At 69.1% G+C, this 20,207-nt stretch carries 16 protein-coding genes and 4 tRNA genes; 10 read left to right on the top strand and 10 right to left on the bottom strand.

Annotation, left to right across the window (positions count from 1 at the left end; translation table 11 throughout):
* Positions 1-36 precede the first annotated feature (36 nt).
* The 5 genes from ACFYWX_RS43040 to purM all read left to right on the top strand — a co-directional run bounded on the left by ACFYWX_RS43040 (position 37) and on the right by purM (position 5,323).
* Positions 37-1,323: a hypothetical protein gene (locus ACFYWX_RS43040; protein ID WP_389430773.1), complete on the top strand. Its 1,287-nt coding sequence runs from the start codon at positions 37-39 to the stop codon at positions 1,321-1,323.
* A gap of 9 nt (positions 1,324-1,332) precedes the next feature.
* Positions 1,333-2,130: a sterol carrier family protein gene (locus ACFYWX_RS43035; RefSeq protein ID WP_389430771.1), complete on the top strand. Its 798-nt coding sequence runs from the start codon at positions 1,333-1,335 to the stop codon at positions 2,128-2,130.
* Positions 2,131-2,166: 36 nt separating this feature from the next.
* The gene (locus ACFYWX_RS43030) at positions 2,167-2,619 is read left to right on the top strand and encodes an META domain-containing protein (RefSeq protein WP_389430770.1); all 453 of its coding nucleotides are present in this window, start codon (positions 2,167-2,169) and stop codon (positions 2,617-2,619) included.
* A gap of 61 nt (positions 2,620-2,680) precedes the next feature.
* Positions 2,681-4,210, top strand: coding sequence for an amidophosphoribosyltransferase (gene purF / locus ACFYWX_RS43025; protein WP_389430768.1), 1,530 nt, complete (start codon positions 2,681-2,683; stop codon positions 4,208-4,210).
* A 45-nt stretch (positions 4,211-4,255) separates the two neighbouring features.
* Positions 4,256-5,323, top strand: coding sequence for a phosphoribosylformylglycinamidine cyclo-ligase (gene purM, locus ACFYWX_RS43020; protein ID WP_389430766.1), 1,068 nt, complete (start codon positions 4,256-4,258; stop codon positions 5,321-5,323).
* A gap of 72 nt (positions 5,324-5,395) precedes the next feature.
* On the opposite strand, the gene ACFYWX_RS43015 is transcribed toward purM, so the two are convergent.
* Entirely contained in the window at positions 5,396-5,647 is a 252-nt protein-coding gene (locus ACFYWX_RS43015) for a DUF3073 domain-containing protein (protein WP_389430765.1), read from the bottom strand.
* A gap of 303 nt (positions 5,648-5,950) precedes the next feature.
* Positions 5,951-7,054, bottom strand: coding sequence for a Leu/Phe/Val dehydrogenase (locus ACFYWX_RS43010; protein ID WP_389430764.1), 1,104 nt, complete (start codon positions 7,052-7,054; stop codon positions 5,951-5,953).
* Between the two features lie 221 nt (positions 7,055-7,275).
* Here ACFYWX_RS43010 and ACFYWX_RS43005 point away from each other — a divergent pair, with 221 nt between their 5' ends.
* Both ACFYWX_RS43005 and bldC read left to right on the top strand, forming a co-directional pair.
* On the top strand, positions 7,276-8,127 hold the full coding sequence (locus ACFYWX_RS43005; RefSeq protein WP_389430763.1) for a hypothetical protein: 852 nt from the start codon (positions 7,276-7,278) through the stop codon (positions 8,125-8,127).
* Between the two features lie 578 nt (positions 8,128-8,705).
* On the top strand, positions 8,706-8,912 hold the full coding sequence (gene bldC, locus ACFYWX_RS43000; RefSeq protein WP_003949541.1) for a developmental transcriptional regulator BldC: 207 nt from the start codon (positions 8,706-8,708) through the stop codon (positions 8,910-8,912).
* Positions 8,913-9,318: 406 nt separating this feature from the next.
* Here the strand turns inward: bldC and ACFYWX_RS42995 are convergent, their stop codons facing one another.
* The 8 genes from ACFYWX_RS42995 to ACFYWX_RS42960 all read right to left on the bottom strand — a co-directional run bounded on the left by ACFYWX_RS42995 (position 9,319) and on the right by ACFYWX_RS42960 (position 16,588).
* Positions 9,319-9,528, bottom strand: a complete 210-nt coding sequence (locus ACFYWX_RS42995) for a DUF6274 family protein (protein WP_389430762.1) — start codon at positions 9,526-9,528, stop codon at positions 9,319-9,321.
* A 308-nt stretch (positions 9,529-9,836) separates the two neighbouring features.
* Positions 9,837-9,911 (bottom strand) — tRNA-Asp (locus ACFYWX_RS42990).
* A gap of 93 nt (positions 9,912-10,004) precedes the next feature.
* Positions 10,005-13,949 (bottom strand): ATP-dependent RNA helicase HrpA, encoded by a 3,945-nt coding sequence (hrpA, locus tag ACFYWX_RS42985; RefSeq protein ID WP_389430761.1) that lies wholly within the window; start codon positions 13,947-13,949, stop codon positions 10,005-10,007.
* 111 nt (positions 13,950-14,060) lie between these two features.
* Positions 14,061-14,399, bottom strand: a complete 339-nt coding sequence (locus ACFYWX_RS42980) for an SH3 domain-containing protein (RefSeq protein ID WP_133927877.1) — start codon at positions 14,397-14,399, stop codon at positions 14,061-14,063.
* A gap of 233 nt (positions 14,400-14,632) precedes the next feature.
* Positions 14,633-14,706, bottom strand: a tRNA-Phe gene (locus ACFYWX_RS42975).
* A gap of 24 nt (positions 14,707-14,730) precedes the next feature.
* Positions 14,731-14,805: transfer RNA gene (locus tag ACFYWX_RS42970), tRNA-Asp, on the bottom strand.
* Between the two features lie 37 nt (positions 14,806-14,842).
* Positions 14,843-14,915 (bottom strand) — tRNA-Glu (locus ACFYWX_RS42965).
* A gap of 80 nt (positions 14,916-14,995) precedes the next feature.
* On the bottom strand, positions 14,996-16,588 hold the full coding sequence (locus tag ACFYWX_RS42960; protein WP_389430760.1) for a metallophosphoesterase: 1,593 nt from the start codon (positions 16,586-16,588) through the stop codon (positions 14,996-14,998).
* An 84-nt stretch (positions 16,589-16,672) separates the two neighbouring features.
* On the opposite strand from ACFYWX_RS42960, the gene ACFYWX_RS42955 reads away from it, so the two are divergent.
* From ACFYWX_RS42955 to ACFYWX_RS42945, 3 genes are all read left to right on the top strand, one after another.
* A complete protein-coding gene (locus ACFYWX_RS42955; protein WP_389430758.1) occupies positions 16,673-17,023 on the top strand; it encodes a metallopeptidase family protein in 351 nt (116 codons plus the stop codon).
* Between the two features lie 85 nt (positions 17,024-17,108).
* Positions 17,109-17,639 (top strand): hypothetical protein, encoded by a 531-nt coding sequence (locus ACFYWX_RS42950; RefSeq protein ID WP_389430757.1) that lies wholly within the window; start codon positions 17,109-17,111, stop codon positions 17,637-17,639.
* A 296-nt stretch (positions 17,640-17,935) separates the two neighbouring features.
* Positions 17,936-20,086, top strand: a complete 2,151-nt coding sequence (locus ACFYWX_RS42945; RefSeq protein WP_389430755.1) for a DEAD/DEAH box helicase — start codon at positions 17,936-17,938, stop codon at positions 20,084-20,086.
* The last annotated feature ends 121 nt before the right edge of the window (positions 20,087-20,207 follow it).

The following is a 20,207-nucleotide window of genomic DNA, read 5'->3' as shown; positions in this document are numbered from 1 at the left end:
GGGGTGCCCGGCGGCAGGCACCAAGGGGGCCGTGTGATGCCCTTCCTGCGGATTCCCGGCCGGGGCACCCGGCGGAGCGACCAGCTCAACCGCCTCGTCGTGATCGCCGCGGTGTTCGGCATCGGCCTGGGCGGCTGGGGCCTGTGGCTGGAGACCGACGAGCACCTCGACCGCGCCGCCAGCCGCGAGAAGATCACGAAGGCGTGTGACGGGCTGGTCGACCCCGACCAGGTGCTCGGCCTCAACGGCGGCACCGCGCGGGCCCGCCCGGGCAGCGAGCCGAACGACTCGATGTTCGACCTCGACAACCCGAACGCGCTGGCCACCATGCCGACGAAGTGCCTCATCTACCGGGTCGGCGACCCCGGCACGTCGTACGAGCACTTCCTGCTCTCCGTCTGGCCGACCCCGTCCGACGAGTTCGCGCAGATCGTCGACGGGTGGGACGACCCGTTCTCCCATCGGATGACGGACAGGACCGGCGATGTCACACGCGAGGCCGACACCTCGGCGCCCTACCCGCTCGGTGACGGACGGCTCGGCGTCTACTATGACAATTTCGTGCTCGTGAAGGCCGTCTGCTCCGACAGACCGAGCGGCAAGACCTCGATCAACGCCATGACGGTGGCCCGCTACTCCCCGGCCACGCGGGTCACGGACACCGACCGCCACACCCTCGCCGAACTGGCCCGCACCGCCGCCGAGCGGGCGGCGGCCAAGGTGGGCTGCAAGGCCGACCTGCCCGCCCTCCCCGCCGAGCTGCCCACGGCGAGCCGCGCCCTGGTGAACGCGCAGTCGGCGAAGGGTTCATGCGGCTGGTACGCCGACTTCGTCGCGCACAACGGCCGCGGCCGCCTCCCCGACCGCGCCCTGACCGCACCGGTCGCCACCCACAGCCCGGAGGAGAGCTGCCTCCTCGCGGTGAGCGATGAGGGAGTGAGCAGGATCTGGTCCGGTCTCACGGAGAAGGAGACCGGTTCCACCAGCTTGCGCGACGTACAGCGGTACGCCCCCTGGTGGCTGCGGACCGAGTCGTACTTCGGCGACGAGGCGAGCGAGGTCAAGACGCAGCGCTTCGGCAGGGACCAGACATCCATCGACCCCGCCAAAGCCGGCTTCGCCGACGGCGCCAACGTCTGGTGGGCCGTCTCCACCTGCGACGGACAGCCCGCCGTCCACACCCTGAGCGTCGAATACCCGTACGAGAAACACATCCGCCAGCAGCTCCAGCCACTCTTCCGCGCCTACGTCACCGCCGTCACCGCCCGCCGCGGCTGCACGGACGTGCGATTTCCGCCGGGCTCCACCTTCCGCGAGAACTAGGCTCACGCCATGGCCCCGACAAACAAGCGTGCACGGACCTACGACCCCGCCAGGACCCGCGCCGCGGTGCTGGCCCAGTTCGGGAACGTACGGCAGGCGGTGGCCACCCTCACCCCGGAGCAACTGGAGCTGCCCACCCGGCTGGGTGAGTGGACGGTGCGGGACCTCGCCGCGCACATCGGGATGTCCCTCGGGGCCGTGATCCGGCTGGTGGACGAGCCCGCGCCGGTGAAGCAGGAGGCCACACCGGCCGACTGGCCCGGCGCGATCGGGGCCGACGCCCCGGTCATCGCGGACTACGCCCGCGAACTCGCCGAGAAAAACCCGGACCTCGTCGCCTACCTCGGCGACCGCGAGCAGCGTTTCACGGCCGTGCTCGAAGAGCACCCCGGCACCCGTCTGCTCAACACCAACGCGGGCGCCCTGACGCTGGACGACTACGTCGTCACCCGCACCGTCGAGCTGGTCGTCCACACCGACGACCTCAACGCGGCCGTCCCCGGCCTCGGCATCCCCTGCGACCGCCAGGCCCTCGCCGCCGCGACCCGGCTCCTCGCCGACAGCCTCGCCACGAAGGCGCCCGGCGGCTCGACCGAGGTGCGGATCCCGCCGTACGCGGTCGTGCAGTGCGTCGAGGGCCCCCGGCACACCCGCGGCACCCCGCCCAACGTCGTCGAGACCGACCCGCTGACCTGGGTCCGGCTGGCCACCGGGCGACTGTCCTGGCAGGACGCCCTCGACGCGGCGAAGGTCGCCGCGAGCGGAGAACGCGCGGATCTCGGCCCGCTGCTGCCGTTGCTGTCCTGAGGGGAACCGGACACCTCCTGCGCCCGTCGAATCGGCATGTACAGGTACAAGCAGCGACTGACCCTGACGGCCGCCGTGGCCCTCGTCCCGCTCGCCGCCGCCTGTGGCACCGAGGAAGCGGGCAGCAGCGGTTCCGTCAGCCCCGAGAAGCCCGTCACCGGTGTGCGGTGGACCATCGACAGCGCCACCGTCGACGGAAAGACCCACCGGACGAAGGGCGACGCCCACCTCACCTTCGACCAGAAGACCGGCAAGGTCGGCGGCCGGCTCGGCTGCAACCACGTCAACGCCACCGCCACAGTGCAGGACGGACATATCACCCTCGGCCGCCCGTCCACCACGCGAATGATGTGCGACGCCTCACTCATGGATACGGAACGGAGCCTGCTGAGCCTCTTCAGCACCACGCTCAGTTACCGAGTGGATCATGACACCCTGGCTCTGACCAGCGAAAACGGCGACACGCTCCGAGCCGTCGCCGACGAGTGATCCAATACCGGCGCGTATCCCCAATTCGGACCAGTGGTCGACCTCGCCTACACTCGATGGCGTGCCACGTGGTGACGGTCGACTCAGTCATGATCTGCTCCCCGGCGAGAAAGGCCCCCAGGACGCATGCGGCGTCTTCGGAGTCTGGGCTCCCGGTGAAGAGGTCGCCAAGCTCACTTACTTCGGGCTCTACGCCCTCCAGCATCGAGGTCAGGAATCCGCGGGGATCGCGGTCAGCAACGGCTCCCAGATCCTCGTCTTCAAGGACATGGGCCTCGTCTCCCAGGTCTTCGACGAGACCTCCCTCGGTTCGCTCCAGGGTCACATCGCGGTCGGACACGCCCGCTACTCGACCACCGGTGCCTCCGTCTGGGAGAACGCCCAGCCGACGTTCCGGGCCACCGCGCACGGCTCCATCGCGCTCGGCCACAACGGCAACCTCGTCAACACCGCCCAGCTCGCCGAGATGGTCGCCGAGCTGCCCAAGCAGGAGGGCGGCCGCACCCCGCGCGTGGCGGCCACCAACGACACCGACCTCCTCACGGCCCTGCTCGCCGCCCAGGTCGACGACGACGGCAAGCCGCTGACCATCGAGGAGGCCGCGCACGCGGTCCTGCCCGAGGTCCGGGGCGCCTTCAGCCTCGTCTTCATGGACGAGCACACCCTGTACGCCGCCCGCGACCCGCAGGGCGTCCGCCCGCTGGTCCTCGGCCGCCTGGAGCGCGGCTGGGTCGTCGCGTCGGAGACCGCCGCCCTCGACATCACGGGTGCCAGCTTCGTCCGCGAGATCGAGCCGGGCGAGTTCGTCGCCATCGACGAGAACGGCCTGCGCACCTCCCGCTTCGCGGAAGCGAAGCCCAAGGGCTGTGTCTTCGAGTACGTGTACCTGGCCCGCCCGGACACCGACATCGCCGGCCGGAACGTGTACCTCTCCCGCGTGGAGATGGGCCGCAAGCTGGCCAAGGAAGCCCCCGCCGAGGCCGACCTCGTCATAGCGACCCCGGAATCCGGCACCCCCGCCGCCATCGGCTACGCGGAGGCCTCCGGCATCCCCTTCGGCAGCGGCCTGGTCAAGAACGCCTATGTCGGCCGGACCTTCATCCAGCCCTCACAGACCATCCGCCAGCTGGGCATCCGGCTGAAGCTGAATCCCCTCAAGGAAGTCATCAAGGGCAAGCGCCTGGTCGTCGTCGACGACTCGATCGTGCGCGGCAACACCCAGCGGGCCCTGGTGCGCATGCTCCGCGAGGCCGGCGCCGCCGAGGTCCACATCCGGATCTCCTCGCCGCCCGTGAAGTGGCCCTGCTTCTTCGGTATCGACTTCGCCACCCGCGCCGAGCTCATCGCCAACGGCATGACCATCGACGAGATCGGCACCTCGCTGGGCGCCGACTCCCTGGCGTACATCTCCATCGACGGCATGATCGAGGCGACCACCATCGCCAAGCCGGACCTGTGCCGCGCCTGCTTCGACGGCGAGTACCCGATGGAGCTGCCCGACCCCGAGCTGCTCGGCAAGCAGCTCCTGGAGACGGAGCTGGCCGCCGGCCCGGCCGCCACGGCCGCCTCCGACGCGATCCGCCGTCCGTAGACGGCCCGTCCCACCTGCCGTACGACACGAAGGTTCTCACTAGCCATGTCTGAGACAACTGGTGCCAGCTACGCAGCTGCGGGCGTCGACATCGAAGCGGGCGACCGCGCCGTGGAGCTCATGAAGGAGTGGGTGAAGAAGACGCAGCGCCCCGAGGTCCTCGGCGGCCTCGGCGGCTTCGCCGGCCTCTTCGACGCCTCCGCCCTCAAGCGCTACGAGCGTCCCCTGCTCGCCTCCGCCACCGACGGCGTGGGCACCAAGGTCGACATCGCCCGGCAGCTCGGCGTCTACGACACCATCGGCCACGACCTGGTCGCCATGGTCATGGACGACATCGTCGTGTGTGGCGCCGAGCCGCTGTTCATGACCGACTACATCTGCGTCGGCAAGGTCCACCCCGAGCGCGTCGCCGCCATCGTCAAGGGCATCGCCGAGGGCTGTGTACTGGCCGGCTGCGCCCTGGTGGGCGGCGAGACCGCCGAGCACCCGGGCCTGCTGGGCGAGGACGACTTCGACGTCGCCGGCGCCGGTACGGGCGTCGTAGAGGCCGATCGCCTGCTCGGCCCCGATCGCATCCGCAAGGGGGACGCCGTGATCGCCATGGCGGCCTCCGGGCTTCACTCGAACGGGTACTCCCTGGTCCGCCACGTCCTGCTGAACCGGGCAGGCCTCTCCCTCGACGCACGCGTCGAGGAGTTCGGCCGCACCCTCGGCGAGGAACTCCTGGAGCCCACGAAGATCTACTCGCTGGACTGCCTCGCCCTGACGCGCACCACCGACGTGCACGCCTTCAGCCACATCACCGGCGGCGGACTCGCGGCCAACCTGGCCCGGGTCATCCCCGACGAGCTGCACGCGATCGTCGACCGCTCCACCTGGACCCCGGCCCCCGTCTTCGACCTCGTCGGAAAGACCGGCGACGTCGAACGCCTGGAGCTGGAGAAGACCCTGAACATGGGCGTCGGCATGATCGCGATCGTGCCCGAGGAGTCGACGGACGTGGCCCTCGCCACCCTGGCCGACCGCGGGGTCGACGCATGGGTGGCCGGTGAGATCACGGACCGCGACGACCACACCACGGGTGCGGAACTGGTCGGCGACTACTCCGCCTGACCTTGACGAGGGCAGAGCAAAACCCGGTCCGGCGGTGAGAACCGCTGGACCGGGTCAAGCAGAGCCGAATCGTCAAGCGCCGCGGCGTTGCGACGTGGGACCGGACTCGTCGTCCTCGTCCTCATCGTCGTTGTATAGATCCGCGTACTGGGCGTACGGGTCGTCATCGTCTTCGTCGTCCTCGAACGGCTCGCCGTTCGGAGGCTGACTTGAAGTCGAAGCGCCCAGCTCGCTGGCCAGACGCGACAGGTCAGTCCCGCCGCTGTTGTACTTCAGCTGGCGGGCGACCTTCGTCTGCTTGGCCTTGGCCCGGCCGCGCCCCATGGCTCGACCCCCTCGGTGACGGGGCTCGACGGCCCCAGAGTCTTGACACGCGTTCATGTTCTAGAACGGGCTCTCCGCGGAGAGACCGGTCCGTAGGGCTTCCACGGTACCTGAGCCCACGCCCATACGGTACGTCGCCCGCATGCCGTGCCTGGGTCCAGAACCCTCGAGGCGCCCTGTCCCCGCTGGTCAACCGCGATTTTAACCACTTCTTGGCAGGCGACCCGCCGACGAACGTGAGAGTTCTCTCTAACTGCCCCTCGACGGGTACCCGTCAAACCCGTGGAACGGGTCCGCGCAGGCTCACCAACCGCGTGCCGCGGCCGCCTCGTGCATCCGCTGCTCGGCGATCCGGTCGGCCGCGGCGGCCGGCGGAACCCCGTCCGTCTTCGCACGCGCGAAGATTGCGAGCGTGGTGTCGTAGATCTTCGCGGCCTTCCCCTTGCATCGCTCGAAGTCAAAGCCGTGCAGCTCGTCGGCGACCTGGATGACCCCGCCGGCGTTCACCACGTAGTCCGGCGCGTAGAGGATCCCGCGGTCGGCGAGGTCCTTCTCCACGCCCGGGTGGGCGAGCTGGTTGTTGGCCGCGCCGCAGACCACCTTGGCGGTGAGCACCGGCACGCTGGCGTCGTTCAGGGCGCCGCCCAGCGCGCAGGGGGCGTAGATGTCCAGGCCCTCGACCCGGATCAGCGCCTCGGTGTCGGCGACGGCGCTCACCCCCGTCGGGTACGCGTCGAGGATCCGCCGTACGGCCTCCTCGCGCACGTCCGTGATGACGACCTCGGCGCCCTCGTCCCGCAGGTGGCGCACCAGGTGGTGGCCGACCTTGCCGACGCCCGCGACACCGACTCTGCGGCCGCGCAGCGTCGGGTCGCCCCACACGTGCTGGGCGGAGGCGCGCATGCCCTGGTAGACGCCGAAGGCGGTGAGGACGGAGGAGTCACCGGCGCCGCCGTTGTGCGGGGAGCGCCCGGTGGTCCAGCGGCACTCGCGCGCGACGACGTCCATGTCGGCGACGTACGTACCGACGTCGCAGGCGGTGACGTAGCGCCCGCCGAGCGAGGCGACGAACCGGCCGTAGGCGAGCAGCAGCTGTTCGGTCTTGATCTTCTCGGGGTCACCGATGATCACGGCCTTGCCGCCGCCGTGGTCGAGACCGGCCATGGCGTTCTTGTACGACATCCCGCGCGCGAGGTTCAGCGCGTCGGCGACGGCCTCCTCCTCGTTCGCGTACGGGTAGAAGCGCGTACCGCCGAGCGCGGGGCCCAGGGCGGTGGAGTGGAGGGCGATGACGGCCTTCAGGCCGCTGGCCCGGTCCTGGCAGAGAACGACCTGCTCATGGCCCCCCTGATCCGATCGGAACAGGGTGTGCAGGACCTCAGCGGGTACGCCGGTTACGTCGGTCACGGTGGTGACTCCTGGGTAGTGGCGGCGGGTGGAGAGCAGCTCCCGTGTGGGTGGCGGGAGCTGTGAGCACGAGATTAGAGCCTGGGCGCCCCGCCGTCCGTGCAGTGCTCAGGATCACCCCCTCCTGGAGTACGGCCGTGCAACGATTTGCATAGTTTTCCCGCGCCTTTGTGTGCGGGTTCCGCAGGTTTCCCGGAGAGCCGGAGGGGGAGGGAGCAGGCGTGCCCAAGGTGTCCTCGGTGATCGTCCCGTACACGACCTATCTCCGCGTGTACGAGCCGCTGGCCGCCTTCCCGGAGCCGGAGCGCACCCACTGGGCCCGCTACGCCCGCCGCACCGACCGCCCCTCGTACCAGGACGAACTGCGCCGCTCCCTCGCCGACCTGCTGCCCACGCCGCCCATCCCGGTGCCGGTGCACGAGAGCGGCGACGCCTTCGTGGTGGAGGTCGACGGCGTGGTCTGCGTGAGCCCGTGGCGGACGCGGCTGCGAGGCTGGCAGGCGCTGGAGGAGCTGCCCGAGGAGCTCCCGGAGTCCGTTCTGGACGCCGTGCTGCCCCCGCTCGTACGCCACCAGGCCGGCCAGGACTACGAGCGCTGGCTGGCCCGCAACCCCGACGCCCGCCCCTGGATCCGCACCGCGACCTGGCAGGTCCCGCTGAACTGGTTCGTGCTGGTCGCCGACGAGGAGCGCGAGTACGCCAAGGGTTCCGGGTCCACCGAGGCCGAGCCCCCGGTGCTGCGCTACCGCACGCCGATGGTCCAGGCCCGGCGACGGGTGGCGCGGGCCCTGCGCACGCTCAGGGACGCCATCGACGAGGGGCCGCTCATCGACGGCCTGGTGGACGTGGGGCGCTGGCTGGAGGAGTTCCACCCGCGCTCGCTGGTCGAGCTGGACTACGGCGGCCTGGTGCACACGCTGCCGGCCGGTGAGCTTGAGGACGACCACTCGGCGGCGGACGTGGCCGAGGGCATCGAGGCGCTCCGGCTCGGTGACGGCGCCGTCGCGGGTGAGGCGTACGGGCGGCTCGTGGAGCGGTGGCGGTCGGTGCGGGACCGGCGTTCGGCGAACTGACAGCCGCGGACCGGCGGTCCGCGAACTGATGGTGTGACACACGCAACAGCCTTCATTGACGTGATGTACGTCACGGCCGTTATGCCTGTGAACGGCGTACGGTCTACGACACTTGTGGAACTGACGGGGCGTAGGTCCCGATCCCGGCTTTTGTCGCAAGGGTGACGGACCGCACGTACGCGGCCCTTGCGCCGCTTGCCCCTCCTCATGCCAAAATAGGACAAGGAGTCCGGGGAGGGCTCCTTCCGTCCCACTGTGTTCCACTGTGGCCGGAATCTCAGCATTGCACGCTTTGGGGGGTCTGGTGACTCCTGATCGCCCCTGTGACTGATCGTCACAGTGGCGTGACTGTCCGCTATGGCATGGTCCATCGGCTTCCGTCGCCGATGAACACCTGGGGGGCAATTCCATCGGTTTGGCCGACGCGGCTGGACAGATGGTGTAGTTGTAGTGCCGAGGACAAGCCGTTCGTCCTATAACCGACTCGACTCGCGTCCGCCATTTCGGGCAACGCGGGTCAAGGTGCAGAATTTAGAGGAAAGAACCGAGAAGGTTCGGTTCTCCCGAGGAGGCCGCTCATGACCGCTCGCACCCCTGATGCCGAGCCGCTGCTGACCCCGGCTGAGGTCGCCACCATGTTCCGTGTGGACCCGAAGACGGTCACGCGGTGGGCGAAGGCCGGCAAGCTCACGTCCATTCGTACGCTCGGCGGACACCGCCGTTACCGCGAGGCTGAGGTCCGCGCACTGCTCGCGGGCATCCCGCAGCAGCGCAGCGAGGCCTGAACCATCGCATGACCGGGCAAAACGGCAGTTCCCCCAACATGTCGAGGCGCCCAGAACCCTAGCTCCAAGCGACGCGGGTACTGCCCCAACAGGACCCACGCCCAAGCCACTCAGAGCTTTTCAGGCACGCAACAAGGGTGCGTCGTAGATCGCGCTGGACTCCGCCGGGTCCAGCGCGATCTTTTTTGTGCGCTGAAGCATGCCTACTTGGGCGGTGTGTGAGCGGCCTTGTCGGAGTCTGGGGAGGGCTGGCGGATCTCCTGTGAGACTGGTGCAATTGCACATATTAAATTGACCAGTTGTAGGAGACCGGTAAGAACCCCCGTTTCAAAAACTCATGCCGTGACACCCGTCACACGCCAAGATTCTTGTCGCTACTGGCTCGTGTGAGCTAGGGGGCTGTGAGTCAGGCAGGGGAAGGGCTGGAGGGACTGGAGGGGCTCTCGCCCTCGACGGTCTGCTCCGGCCCTTGTGCGGCCCCTGGAGCGGAATCCATCGCCAGCCGCAGCAGGCGGTGGCAGATCGGGCAGTGACGCGTCAGGTGCCGATACGACGACGCGGCCGACAGATGCGCGCGGAGCAGGGCCCGCGTCTCGTGCCTGACCGATGCCGCCATACGCCACCTCCACGAGCCGTACGGGGAACACGGCCCTGTTTTCTGGGTACCGGTGGAATGTGACGCCGTCAAGACGGCAGGGGCGCCCTGAGGAGCCCTGAGGTACCTTGCGCACACGAGAAAGAGCCCGGGCCGAAGCCCAGGCTCTCTACTTGATGCGGTCCTGACGGGATTTGCTGTACCCGACTGCGGCTGCGCCGCGGGCGCGGCCTCCACCTTGACAGGGTGGCGAGGGGGTGAGGGCGATGGCGGTGGAATCAGCAAGGGCCCGCACCCCTTGCGGGATGCAGGCCCGTACTTGCACGATGCGGTCCTGACGGGATTTGAACCCGCGGCCTCCACCTTGACAGGGTGGCGAGCACTCCAAACTGCTCCACAGGACCAGGTTTTGCCGCGCTATTCGTGCGTTGCGCTGCGAGAAGGACTGTACAGGAGGCCGAGCCTCTTGGTCGAACTCACCCAGCGTACGCACGCCGTTACGGTGCGACCGCGTCGATCGCCTTCACGATCCGCTTGTCCGAGACGGGGTACGCCGTCCCCAGAGCGTGGGCGAAATAGCTGACCCGCAGCTCCTCGATCATCCAGCGGATGTCCAGGACCGAGGAGGGGACGGGCCGGCCCTGGGGCATCTGCTCCAACAGCCAGGCGTACTCGTCCTGCATCTCGTGGACCTTCTCCATGCGTGTGGTGTCCCGCTGCACGTTCGTCGGCATCTGCTGCAGCCGCCGATCCGCAGCCACCAGGTACCGCATCAGGTCCGGCAGCCGACGCACCCCCGCCTCCGTCACGAAGCCGGGCCTCACAAGGCCGTCCAGCTGCTTCCGTACGTCCTGCAGGTTCGGCAGCAACACAGCGCTCCGTACGGCCTTCAGGCGGCGCTCACAGGCCTGCCAGGCGGCAAGGACCTGCTGCACCTGCCCCACCGCACGGACCGTCGTGTCGACGATCTCCGCACGCACCTTGTCGAACAGCTTCCGGTACGACTCCTCGTCCCACGCGGGACCGCCGAGGTCCCCGATCAGCTTGTCCGCCGCGGCCATCGCGCAGTCGTCGAACAGAGCCTGGATCGGGCCGTGGGGATTCGCGGACAGCGCCAGCTTCTGAGCGTTCGTCAGCCGATCGCTCGCGAATTTCGCCGGATTCACCGGGATGTTGCGCAGGATCAGCCGCCGCGTGCCCTTCCACATCGCCTCCGCCTGCTCCGCCTCCGTGTCGAACAGACGCACGGAGACCGTGTCACCGTCGTCCACCAGCGCCGGAAACGCCTTCACCGGCTGCCCGGCACGACGGGTCTCGAACACGCGCGTGAGAGAGCCGATCGTCCAGTCGGTCAGCCCCTTGCGCTCCAGGGCCTCACCGCCCTGCCGCTCCGCCGTCGCCGCGGCGGCCTGCGACAGCGCCTGGCGGGCCTTCGGCTTCAGCCGGAGCTTCAGCGCCTCCAGATCCTTGTCCTCGGCCAGCTTGCGACGCCGCTCGTCCACGATCCGGAAGGTCACCCGCAGATGGTCGGGAAGCTTCGACCAGTCGAAGTCGTCCGCGGTGAACGGCACCCCGACCATCCGCTTCAGCTCACGCGCCATCGTCACCGTCAGCGGTTCCTGCAACGGCACGGCCTTCTCCAGGAACGCCCTCGCATAGTTCGGCGCCGGGACGTAGTGGCGGCGGATCGGCTTGGGCAGGGACCGGATCAACTCGGTGACGACCTCCTCCCGCAGCCCCGGAATCTGCCAGTCGAACCCCTCGTCCTTGGCCTGGTTCAGCACCTGGAGCGGAACATGGACCGTCACACCGTCCGCGTCCGCACCCGGCTCGAACTGGTACGTCACCCGGAACTTCAACGGCCCCTGCCGCCAGGAGTCCGGATAGTCGGCCTTCGTGACCGCCTCCGCCGACTCCCGGATGAGCATCTCCCGCTCGAAGTCGAGGAAGTCGGGCTGCTCATGCCGCTTGTGCTTCCACCACGAGTCGAAGTGCGCGCCCGACACGACGTGCTCGGGAACCCGCTGCTCGTAGAAGTCGAACAGCGTGTCGTCGTCGACCACGATGTCCCGGCGCCGCGCCCGGTGCTCCAACTCCTCGACCTCGCTGAGGAGTCTGCGGTTGTCGGCGAAGAACTTGTGGTGCGTTCGCCAGTCGCCCTCCACCAGAGCGTTGCGAATGAAAAGCTCCCGGGAGGCCTCCGGATCGATCCGCCCGTAGTTCACCTTCCGCTGGGCGACGATCGGCACGCCGTACAACGTGACCTTCTCGAACGCCATCACCGCCGCCTGGTCCTTCTCCCAGTGCGGCTCGCTGTACGTCCGCTTCAGCAGGTGCTCGGCGAGCGGCTCCACCCACTCCGGCTCGACCTTGGCGTTGACGCGGGCCCAGAGGCGACTCGTCTCCACCAGTTCCGCCGACATCACGAACCTGGGCTGCTTCTTGAACAGCGCCGAACCCGGGAAGATCGCGAACTTGGCGCTCCGCGCGCCCAGGTACTCGTTCTTGTTGCCGTCCTTCACGTCCTTCATGCCGATGTGCGAGAGCAGACCGGCGAGGAGAGAGACGTGGATCCTGTCGCCCTGGGCGTCCTCCTCGTTGAGGTGGATGCCCATCTGTTTGGCGACCGTGCGCAGCTGCGTGTAGATGTCCTGCCACTCGCGGATCCGCAGGAAGTTCAGGTACTCCTGCTTGCACATCCGGCGGAACGACGACGAACCGCGCTCCTTCTGCTGCTCACGGACGTACCGCCACAGGTTCAGGTAGGCGAGGAAGTCGCTCGTCTCGTCCTTGAAACGGGCATGCTGCTGATCGGCCTGGGCCTGCTTGTCGGCCGGGCGCTCGCGCGGATCCTGGATGGACAGCGCGGCCGCTATCACCATGACCTCGCGGACACAGCCGTTCTTGTCGGCCTCCAGCACCATCCGCGCCAGCCGCGGGTCGACCGGCAACTGGGCCAGCTTCCGGCCGCTCTGGGTGAGCCGCTTGCGCGGGTCCTTCTGGGCCGGATCGAGCGCACCCAGCTCCTGCAGGAGCTGCACACCGTCACGGATGTTGCGGTGGTCCGGCGGGTCGATGAAGGGGAACTTCTCGATCTCGCCGAGGCCGGCCGCGGTCATCTGCAGAATGACCGAGGCCAGGTTCGTACGGAGGATCTCCGCGTCCGTGAACTCCGGCCGCGCCTCGAAGTCGTCCTCGGAGTACAGACGGATGCAGACACCGTCGCTCGTACGGCCGCAGCGGCCCTTGCGCTGGTTGGCGCTGGCCTGCGAGATCGGCTCGATCGGCAGCCGCTGGACCTTCGTGCGGTGGCTGTACCGGGAGATCCGGGCGAAGCCGGGGTCGATGACGTACTTGATCCCCGGGACGGTGAGCGACGTCTCGGCGACGTTGGTGGCCAGGACGATCCTGCGACCGGTGTGCGGCTGGAACACACGATGCTGCTCGGCGTGCGACAGCCGGGCATAGAGCGGCAGCACCTCGGTGAACCGGTATTGCTTCCTGGTGAGCGCGTCGGCGGTGTCCCGGATCTCCCGCTCCCCGGAGAGGAAGACGAGGATGTCGCCCTTCCCCTCGCCCATCAGCTCCTCCACCGCGTCCGTGATCGCGGTGATCTGGTCCCGGTCGGAGTCGTCGGAGTCCTCTTCGAGGAGCGGCCGATACCGCACCTCCACGGGATACGTCCGCCCGCTGACCTCGACGATCGGAGCATCCCCGAAGTGCCGGGAGAACCGCTCAGGATCGATCGTCGCCGAGGTGATGACGACCTTGAGATCGGGCCGCCGCGGCAGCAGCTGGGCCAGGTAACCCAGCAGGAAGTCGATGTTCAGGGACCGTTCGTGTGCCTCGTCGATGATGATCGTGTCGTAGGCACGCAGCTCGCGGTCCGTCTGGATCTCGGCCAGCAGAATGCCGTCCGTCATCAGCTTGATGAAGGTCGCCTCCGGATCCACCTGATCCGTGAACCGCACCCTCCAGCCGACAGCCTCCCCGAGCGGCGTCTGCAACTCCTCCGCCACCCGCTCCGCCACGGTGCGGGCCGCGATACGACGGGGCTGGGTGTGCCCGATCATCCCCTTCACCCCGCGCCCGAGCTCCAGACAGATCTTCGGGATCTGCGTGGTCTTGCCCGACCCCGTCTCACCGGCCACGATGACGACCTGGTGATCACGGATCGCCGCCGCGATGTCGTCCTTCTTCTGACTGACGGGAAGTTGCTCGGGATAGCTGACGGCCGGCACACGCGCCGTGCGCGCGGCCATACGGGCCTCGCCCTTGACCACCTCCGCCTCGATCTCTGCGAGAACGGCGGCCCGGGCCTCGGGCTTACGGATCTTGCGCGCACCTTCGAGCCGCCGCCCGAGCCGCTGCGCGTCACGCAGGGAAAGCTCGGTCAGGCGGGAGGCGAGGGCGCCGAAGGCGGGGGCAGGGTGCGTAGACATACGGGACCCAGGATCTCACCCCCGCGAATTTCGTGGCGAACCCTTTTGCTGGGCACACGCGAAGGCCCCGACCAGAAGATCGGGGCCTTGGGCGTGGGGACCGCAGTCGCACTAGTCGCGCAGGTACTCCCACGCGACCCAGCCCAACTTGCCCTTGTTCGCCCCGGACGTCACCTTGCCGTACTCCCAGTTCGTCCCGCCCTTGTTGGTGAGGCAGTAGCTGGTGAACTTCGTGCCCTTGGCCAGGATGCCCAGGGAGGTGGAACCGGTCCCCGGGTTCTTGCGGAGGTTCACGTTCGCCGTGACCGTCTCCGACAGGGGTACGGGGTAGGTGGTGTCCTTGGTGCAGGCTGCGGGCAGGGCCGAAGCGGCGGGAGCGATGGCCACCAGACCGCCGAAGAGAGCGGCGGCGGACACCGTCGCTGCCGCGAGTCGCCCAAAGGCACGCATGGCTTACCTCTTTCATTTTTTCAGGGATGCACTCGATCCGAGGCCAGCGTAACGATCATGATCCGCCTTCAGCGGGGTCCTCACGCAACCAGGACGTTGTCCAGAGCCCTTCCACAACCGGGGCGTTCCCTTCCGGGAACATTCCCGGCCTTTCCGCGCGGTCCCGCCGCCGACACGAAAACGGCCCCACCGAAGATCTTCGGTGAGGCCGTATGCCCTGATGGGGGCGGTTGTGGCTGGGGCCGGGGTCGAACCGGCGACCTATCGCTTTTCAGGCGATCGCTCGTACCAACTGAGCTACCCAGCCACGAGGTTTCACGTGAAACCTCAGCGGTCCTGACGGGATTTGAACCCGCGGCCTCCACCTTGACAGGGTGGCGAGCACTCCAAACTGCTCCACAGGACCAAGCTGTGTGTACGACAGTGTCGCACACGGTGTTGCGTGCCCCCAACGGGATTCGAACCCGTGCTACCGCCTTGAAAGGGCGGCGTCCTAGGCCGCTAGACGATGAGGGCTATCGGCCCGCCTGGGCGCTTCTCAGCGCGTCGGGGACGTGAGAAGCATATGGGATGCCGGGAGGGATCGCCAAAACGGTTTACGGAGGGCTGGAGGCGGGGGCGGGAGAGGGGCTGGGGGACTCCGGTGCCGGGGAGGTCGTGGACGGGGTTCCCGGCGCGGGCGTGGTCGAGGTCGGGGACGGGGTGGCTCCCGGCTGGTTCTCCTTGGGGAGGTGTCGGCTGACCTCGGCTGTCGTGAGGCCCAGGCCGCCGAGTTTGATCTCGTCCCAGGCCTGGAGGCGGCGGGTGTCGCGGTCGAGGTAGAGGATCGACGCCTCGATGGGGTCGGGGTACTTGCCTTCCACGGCGCGCAGGCCGCTGCCGCCCGTGGAGCCCTCGACGCGCAGGCGTGTGCCCTTCTTCATGACCTCCATGTCCTCGTGGTGCAGATGGCCCGCCAGGACGAGCGGCACCTCGCCGTCCGTCTCGCGTGCGGCGGAGGGCTCGTGGACCATGGCGACGTCCACCGGCTTTCCGGCGGCCTTCTGCTCGCGCAGGGCCTGAGCCAGGCGGGCGCCCGCCAGCTCCTCGGACTGCTCGACGCCGGGCTTGTTCGAGCGGTCGGGGGTGAACTGCGGATCTCCGATGCCGGCGAAGCGCAGGCCCGCGATGGTCTCGGCCCGGCCCTCGTCGAGGACGTGCACGTTCTTCATGCGCTCCAGGTAGCGCTGGGTGACCCGGGAGTCGTGGTTGCCGCGGACCCAGACGTAGGGGGCTCCGAGGTCCTGGATCGGGTCGAGGAAGCCGTTCTCCGCCGCCGCGCCGTGGTCCATGGTGTCGCCGGTGTCGACGATCACGTTCACCTTGTACTGCTCGACGAGCGAGGCGATGATCTTCCAGCTCGCGGGGTTCAGATGGATGTCGGAGACGTGCAGGACACGGAGGGTGGTGGGGTCCGGCGCGTAGGCGGGCAGCGTGGAGGTGACGTCGTACAGCTTCGTCACGTTGGTCACCAGGCGTGCCAGTTCCTTCTGGTAGACGTCGAATTCGGTGACGATGCTGCGTGCGTTGCCGACCAGTGAGGGGGCGGAGGAGAGCAGTCCGGAGAACTTGGGTTCGAGGACGGACTTGGGGTTCCAGGTGGCGTAGGCCGTCGCTCCGGAGGCGGCGAGGAGGGTGAGGGCGAGGCCGCCGGCGGCGAGGGCGCGGCGGGGGCGGCGGTAGACGGCGAGGCCGAGGGCGGTGGCGCCGGTGACGACGGCGACGCAGGAGCGGACGGCGAGGTCGAGGGTGCCGTGCTGGACGTCGTGGGCGACTTCGTCCTGGAGGCCGGAGATGCGTTCGGGGTGGTCGACGAGGGCCTGGGCGCGGACGGGGTCGAGTTGGTCGACGTTCACGTCCAGGCGGACGGGGGCGATGTGGCTGTCCAGGCGGAGTGCGCCCAGGGGGGAGACGTTGATCTTCGTGCCGCCGTTGAGGGAGGGGCGCAGCGTCATGGTGGTGTTCATGGGGCCGACCTGGGCCTGGACGTTCCCCACGATCAGCAGGCCCAGCCAGGCGCCCATGAGGACGACGCCGACCAGGCCGGCGGCGCGTGCCCATGGGCGGGGCCGGGGGGCGAGTTCGGCGGTGGTGTGGGGGCGGTGGGAGCGGCGGGCGTGGAGCAGGGCGGCGAGGGGGACGCGGGCCATTGGTCCCGTATGCCCAAGGGGTGGTGCGGATATGCGGTGGGTCCGGGACTCTCGTACGGGGGTGTCGTGCCGGACAATGAGCGTGTGCTGGAGATGACGCGCGAGGAGTTCGAGGAACTGGTCGCCGAGGCGTTGGACCGGATTCCGCCGGAGCTGACTCGGCTGATGGACAACGTCGCGGTGTTCGTCGAGGACGAGCCGCCGCCGGAGGATCCCGAGTTGCTCGGGTTGTACGAGGGGACTCCGTTGACCGATCGCGGGGAGTGGTACGCGGGTGTGCTGCCGGATCGGATCACGATCTACCGGGGGCCGACGCTTCGGATGTGTGCGTCGCGGGAGGAGGTCGTCAAGGAGTCCGAGGTGACGGTGGTGCATGAGATCGCGCACCACTTCGGGATCGACGACGCTCGGCTGCATGCTCTGGGATACGGGTAGGCCGGCGCGCGAGTGTGGCGCGTGTCCTCTTGTGGGCGGGGGGAGTTGGGCAGATTGACTCCCTCACCCTCGGAGGTGGCTGCTCGTGCGCCCCTTGTACGTACCCGTCCGTCTGGCTGTCACGGTCGTGGCCGTCGCCGCTGCTGCCGGTTGTATGAGTGTGGGTGACGACGGCGCGGGTGGGAGTGCGAAGCCGTCGCACTCGGCGGGGCAGCGGGGTGGGGTGGCGCCGGACGGGGGTTCGGCCGTGTCGGGTGGTGCCGCCGGGATGGGTGCGGCGGCCGGTGAGGGCAAGCGGGGGCACGGGAAGGGCAAGCGGGGTGAGTCGGCGTCGCCGTCCGCGTCGCCGTCCGCGGACGTGAGTGCGTCGGCCTCGGCGCCGGTGAAGCCGGGGCGGACCGACAAGCCGGGGGTTCCCGCGCCGACGAAGGCGCAGCCGACTCCCACGCGGACGACTCCGGATCCGCAGCCGCCGGTGCCGCCGCAGCCGTCGCCGGAGCCGCCGCAGCCGTCACCGACGCCTACGGTGGCCGAGCCGTCGTCGTCGGCGCATGAGCCTCCGGGGCCGCAGTTGGCGCAGCGGGAGCCGGCGCCCGCGGCGGGGTCGCCGGTGTGATTCCTCACGGTCGGCCGGTCGGGACACGGTCACCCGGTACGGGCGCGCTGTCGCGGTGGGCATCGACACCCGTCGTTGGATGGTGGCTGAGCTGCGGTGATGAGGGCGATTTGCCGTGGGGGGAGGAGGGTGCGTATGGTGGTAGATCGCTTGATCCCATTTGCCCGGCGCCACCGCAGAGCGCGCCGTGTGGCGCGTACTCTCCTTTGCCGTGGCGGACCGCATTGAGGCGGTCGAATGCGAACACGGAGTTGACGGGCGCGTGCCGACGAGACTCCGGAAGGTTTCGCATTCGCATGTCCATTTCCAGTACTGATCACGTCGTCGTGCCCGAGAACGGCGAGAACGACTCCGTCGAGGAGACCCCTGAGGTCACCTTCGCGGACCTCGGTCTCCCCGAGGGCGTCGTGCGCAAGCTCGCGCAGAACGGCGTGACGGTCCCCTTCCCGATCCAGGCGGCGACCATCCCGGACGCCCTGCTCGGCAAGGACATCCTCGGCCGTGGCCGCACCGGCTCCGGCAAGACCCTCTCCTTCGGTCTGCCGACCCTGGCCACGCTGGCCGGCGGTCGCACCGAGAAGCACAAGCCGCGTGCCGTCATCCTCACCCCGACGCGTGAGCTCGCCATGCAGGTGGCGGACGCGCTGCAGCCGTACGGCGACGTCCTGGGCCTGAAGATGAAGGTCGTCTGCGGCGGTACGTCGATGGGCAACCAGATCTACGCGCTCGAGCGCGGTGTCGACGTCCTCGTCGCCACGCCGGGCCGTCTGCGCGACCTCATCAACCGCGGTGCCTGCTCCCTCGAGAACGTGCAGATCGCGGTGCTGGACGAGGCCGACCAGATGTCCGACCTGGGCTTCATGCCCGAGGTGACGGAGCTGCTCGACCAGGTTCCGGCGGGCGGTCAGCGGATGCTGTTCTCCGCGACGATGGAGAACGAGATCAAGACCCTCGTCGACCGGTACCTCAACAACCCGGTCAGCCACGAGGTCGACGCCGCCCAGGGCGCCGTCACCACCATGTCGCACCACATCCTGATCGTGAAGCCGAAGGACAAGGCGCCGGTCACCGCGGCCATCGCCTCCCGCAAGGGCCGCACCATCATCTTCGTGCGCACCCAGCTCGGTGCCGACCGTGTCGCCGAGCAGCTGCGCGACGCGGGCGTGAAGTCGGACGCGCTGCACGGCGGTATGACCCAGGGCGCGCGGACGCGGACGCTGGCCGACTTCAAGGACGGGTACGTCAACGTCCTGGTCGCCACGGACGTCGCGGCCCGCGGTATCCACGTCGACGGCATCGACCTGGTGCTGAACGTGGACCCGGCCGGTGACCACAAGGACTACCTGCACCGGGCGGGCCGCACGGCGCGTGCCGGTCGTACGGGCACGGTCGTGTCGCTGTCCCTGCCGCACCAGCGGCGCCAGATCTTCCGGCTGATGGAGGACGCGGGCGTCGACGCCGGGCGTCACATCATCCAGGGTGGCGCGGCCTTCGATCCGGCGGTCGCCGAGATCACCGGTGCCCGGTCGATGACCGAGGTGCAGGCCGAGTCGGCGGGCAACGCCGCTCAGCAGGCGGAGCGCGAGGTCGGTCAGCTGACCAAGGAGCTGGAGCGGGCGCAGCGCCGTGCGACGGAGCTGCGTGAGGAGGCCGACCGGCTGGTGGCGCGGGTCGCGCGCGAGCGGGGCGAGGACCCGGAGGCCGCGGTGGCCGAGGCGCAGGCGGTCGCTCAGGCGGCCGAGGGTGCCGTCGAGGTCTCCCTGCCGGAGCAGCCGGCCGCGCAGGACGTGGACCGGAGCGAGCGCGAGGAGCGTGCGGCGGGTTCGTCGTCGTACGAGCGTCGCCCGTACAACCGTGACCGGGACAACGACCGTGGTGGGCGTGGCTTCGAGCGTCGCGACGACCGTGGTGGTTTCCGTCGGGACGACCGTGGCGGTGACCGTCCGTTCAACCGTGACCGTGACGGCGACCGTGGTGGGCGTGGCTTCGAGCGTCGCGACGACCGTGGCGGGTTCCGCCGCGACGACCGCCGTCCGGTCGAGCGTGACAGGGACGAGCGTCGTCCGTTCAACCGTGACCGTGACAACGAGCGCGGTGGCCGTTCCTTCGAGCGTCGGGACGACCGCGGTGGGTTCCGCCGTGACGACCGCTCCGGCACCGGTGGTCACCGTGGCAGCGACCGTCCGTTCAACCGTGACCGTGACAACGAGCGCGGTGGCCGTTCCTTCGAGCGTCGGGACGACCGTGGCGGGTTCCGCCGTGACGACCGCTCCGGCACCGGTGGTCACCGTGGCAGCGACCGTCCGTTCAACCGCGACCGTCGTGACGACCGCCCCGGCTTCCGTTCCGCCGGCCACGACCGCCCGAACGGCCGTCGTGACGACCACCGCGGTGGTGGCTCCTTCGGCCGCCGCGAGGACAAGCCGCGCTGGAAGCGCAACGGCTGACGGTTGTCGGCTGACGGCATCGGCTGAGTTCGGCCGGCTGAAGTGAGCGCCGTGGCCCCCGCCCTACTGGGTGGGGGCCACGGCGTTTTCGCGTGCCGTTTTCCGGAGGAGTAGCGCTATG

Origin of the sequence: Streptomyces sp. NPDC002888 (assembly GCF_042888465.1) — a bacterium.
GTDB lineage: Bacteria > Actinomycetota > Actinomycetes > Streptomycetales > Streptomycetaceae > Streptomyces.
This window is presented reverse-complemented; position numbering and strand designations above follow the sequence as displayed.

Excerpts from the sequence above, each read along its gene's own strand:
- ACFYWX_RS43040 (WP_389430773.1), top strand. The coding sequence starts at position 37 with ATGCCCTTCCTGCGGATTCCCGGCCGGGGCACCCGGCGGAGCGACCAG.
- ACFYWX_RS42945 (WP_389430755.1), top strand. The coding sequence starts at position 17,936 with ATGTCCATTTCCAGTACTGATCACGTCGTCGTGCCCGAGAACGGCGAG.
- ACFYWX_RS42980 (WP_133927877.1), bottom strand. The coding sequence starts at position 14,399 with ATGCGTGCCTTTGGGCGACTCGCGGCAGCGACGGTGTCCGCCGCCGCT.
- bldC (WP_003949541.1), top strand. The coding sequence starts at position 8,706 with ATGACCGCTCGCACCCCTGATGCCGAGCCGCTGCTGACCCCGGCTGAG.
- ACFYWX_RS42960 (WP_389430760.1), bottom strand. The coding sequence starts at position 16,588 with ATGGCCCGCGTCCCCCTCGCCGCCCTGCTCCACGCCCGCCGCTCCCAC.
- ACFYWX_RS42995 (WP_389430762.1), bottom strand. The coding sequence starts at position 9,528 with ATGGCGGCATCGGTCAGGCACGAGACGCGGGCCCTGCTCCGCGCGCAT.
- hrpA (WP_389430761.1), bottom strand. The coding sequence starts at position 13,949 with ATGTCTACGCACCCTGCCCCCGCCTTCGGCGCCCTCGCCTCCCGCCTG.
- purM (WP_389430766.1), top strand. The coding sequence starts at position 4,256 with ATGTCTGAGACAACTGGTGCCAGCTACGCAGCTGCGGGCGTCGACATC.
- ACFYWX_RS43015 (WP_389430765.1), bottom strand. The coding sequence starts at position 5,647 with ATGGGGCGCGGCCGGGCCAAGGCCAAGCAGACGAAGGTCGCCCGCCAG.
- ACFYWX_RS43035 (WP_389430771.1), top strand. The coding sequence starts at position 1,333 with ATGGCCCCGACAAACAAGCGTGCACGGACCTACGACCCCGCCAGGACC.
- ACFYWX_RS43030 (WP_389430770.1), top strand. The coding sequence starts at position 2,167 with ATGTACAGGTACAAGCAGCGACTGACCCTGACGGCCGCCGTGGCCCTC.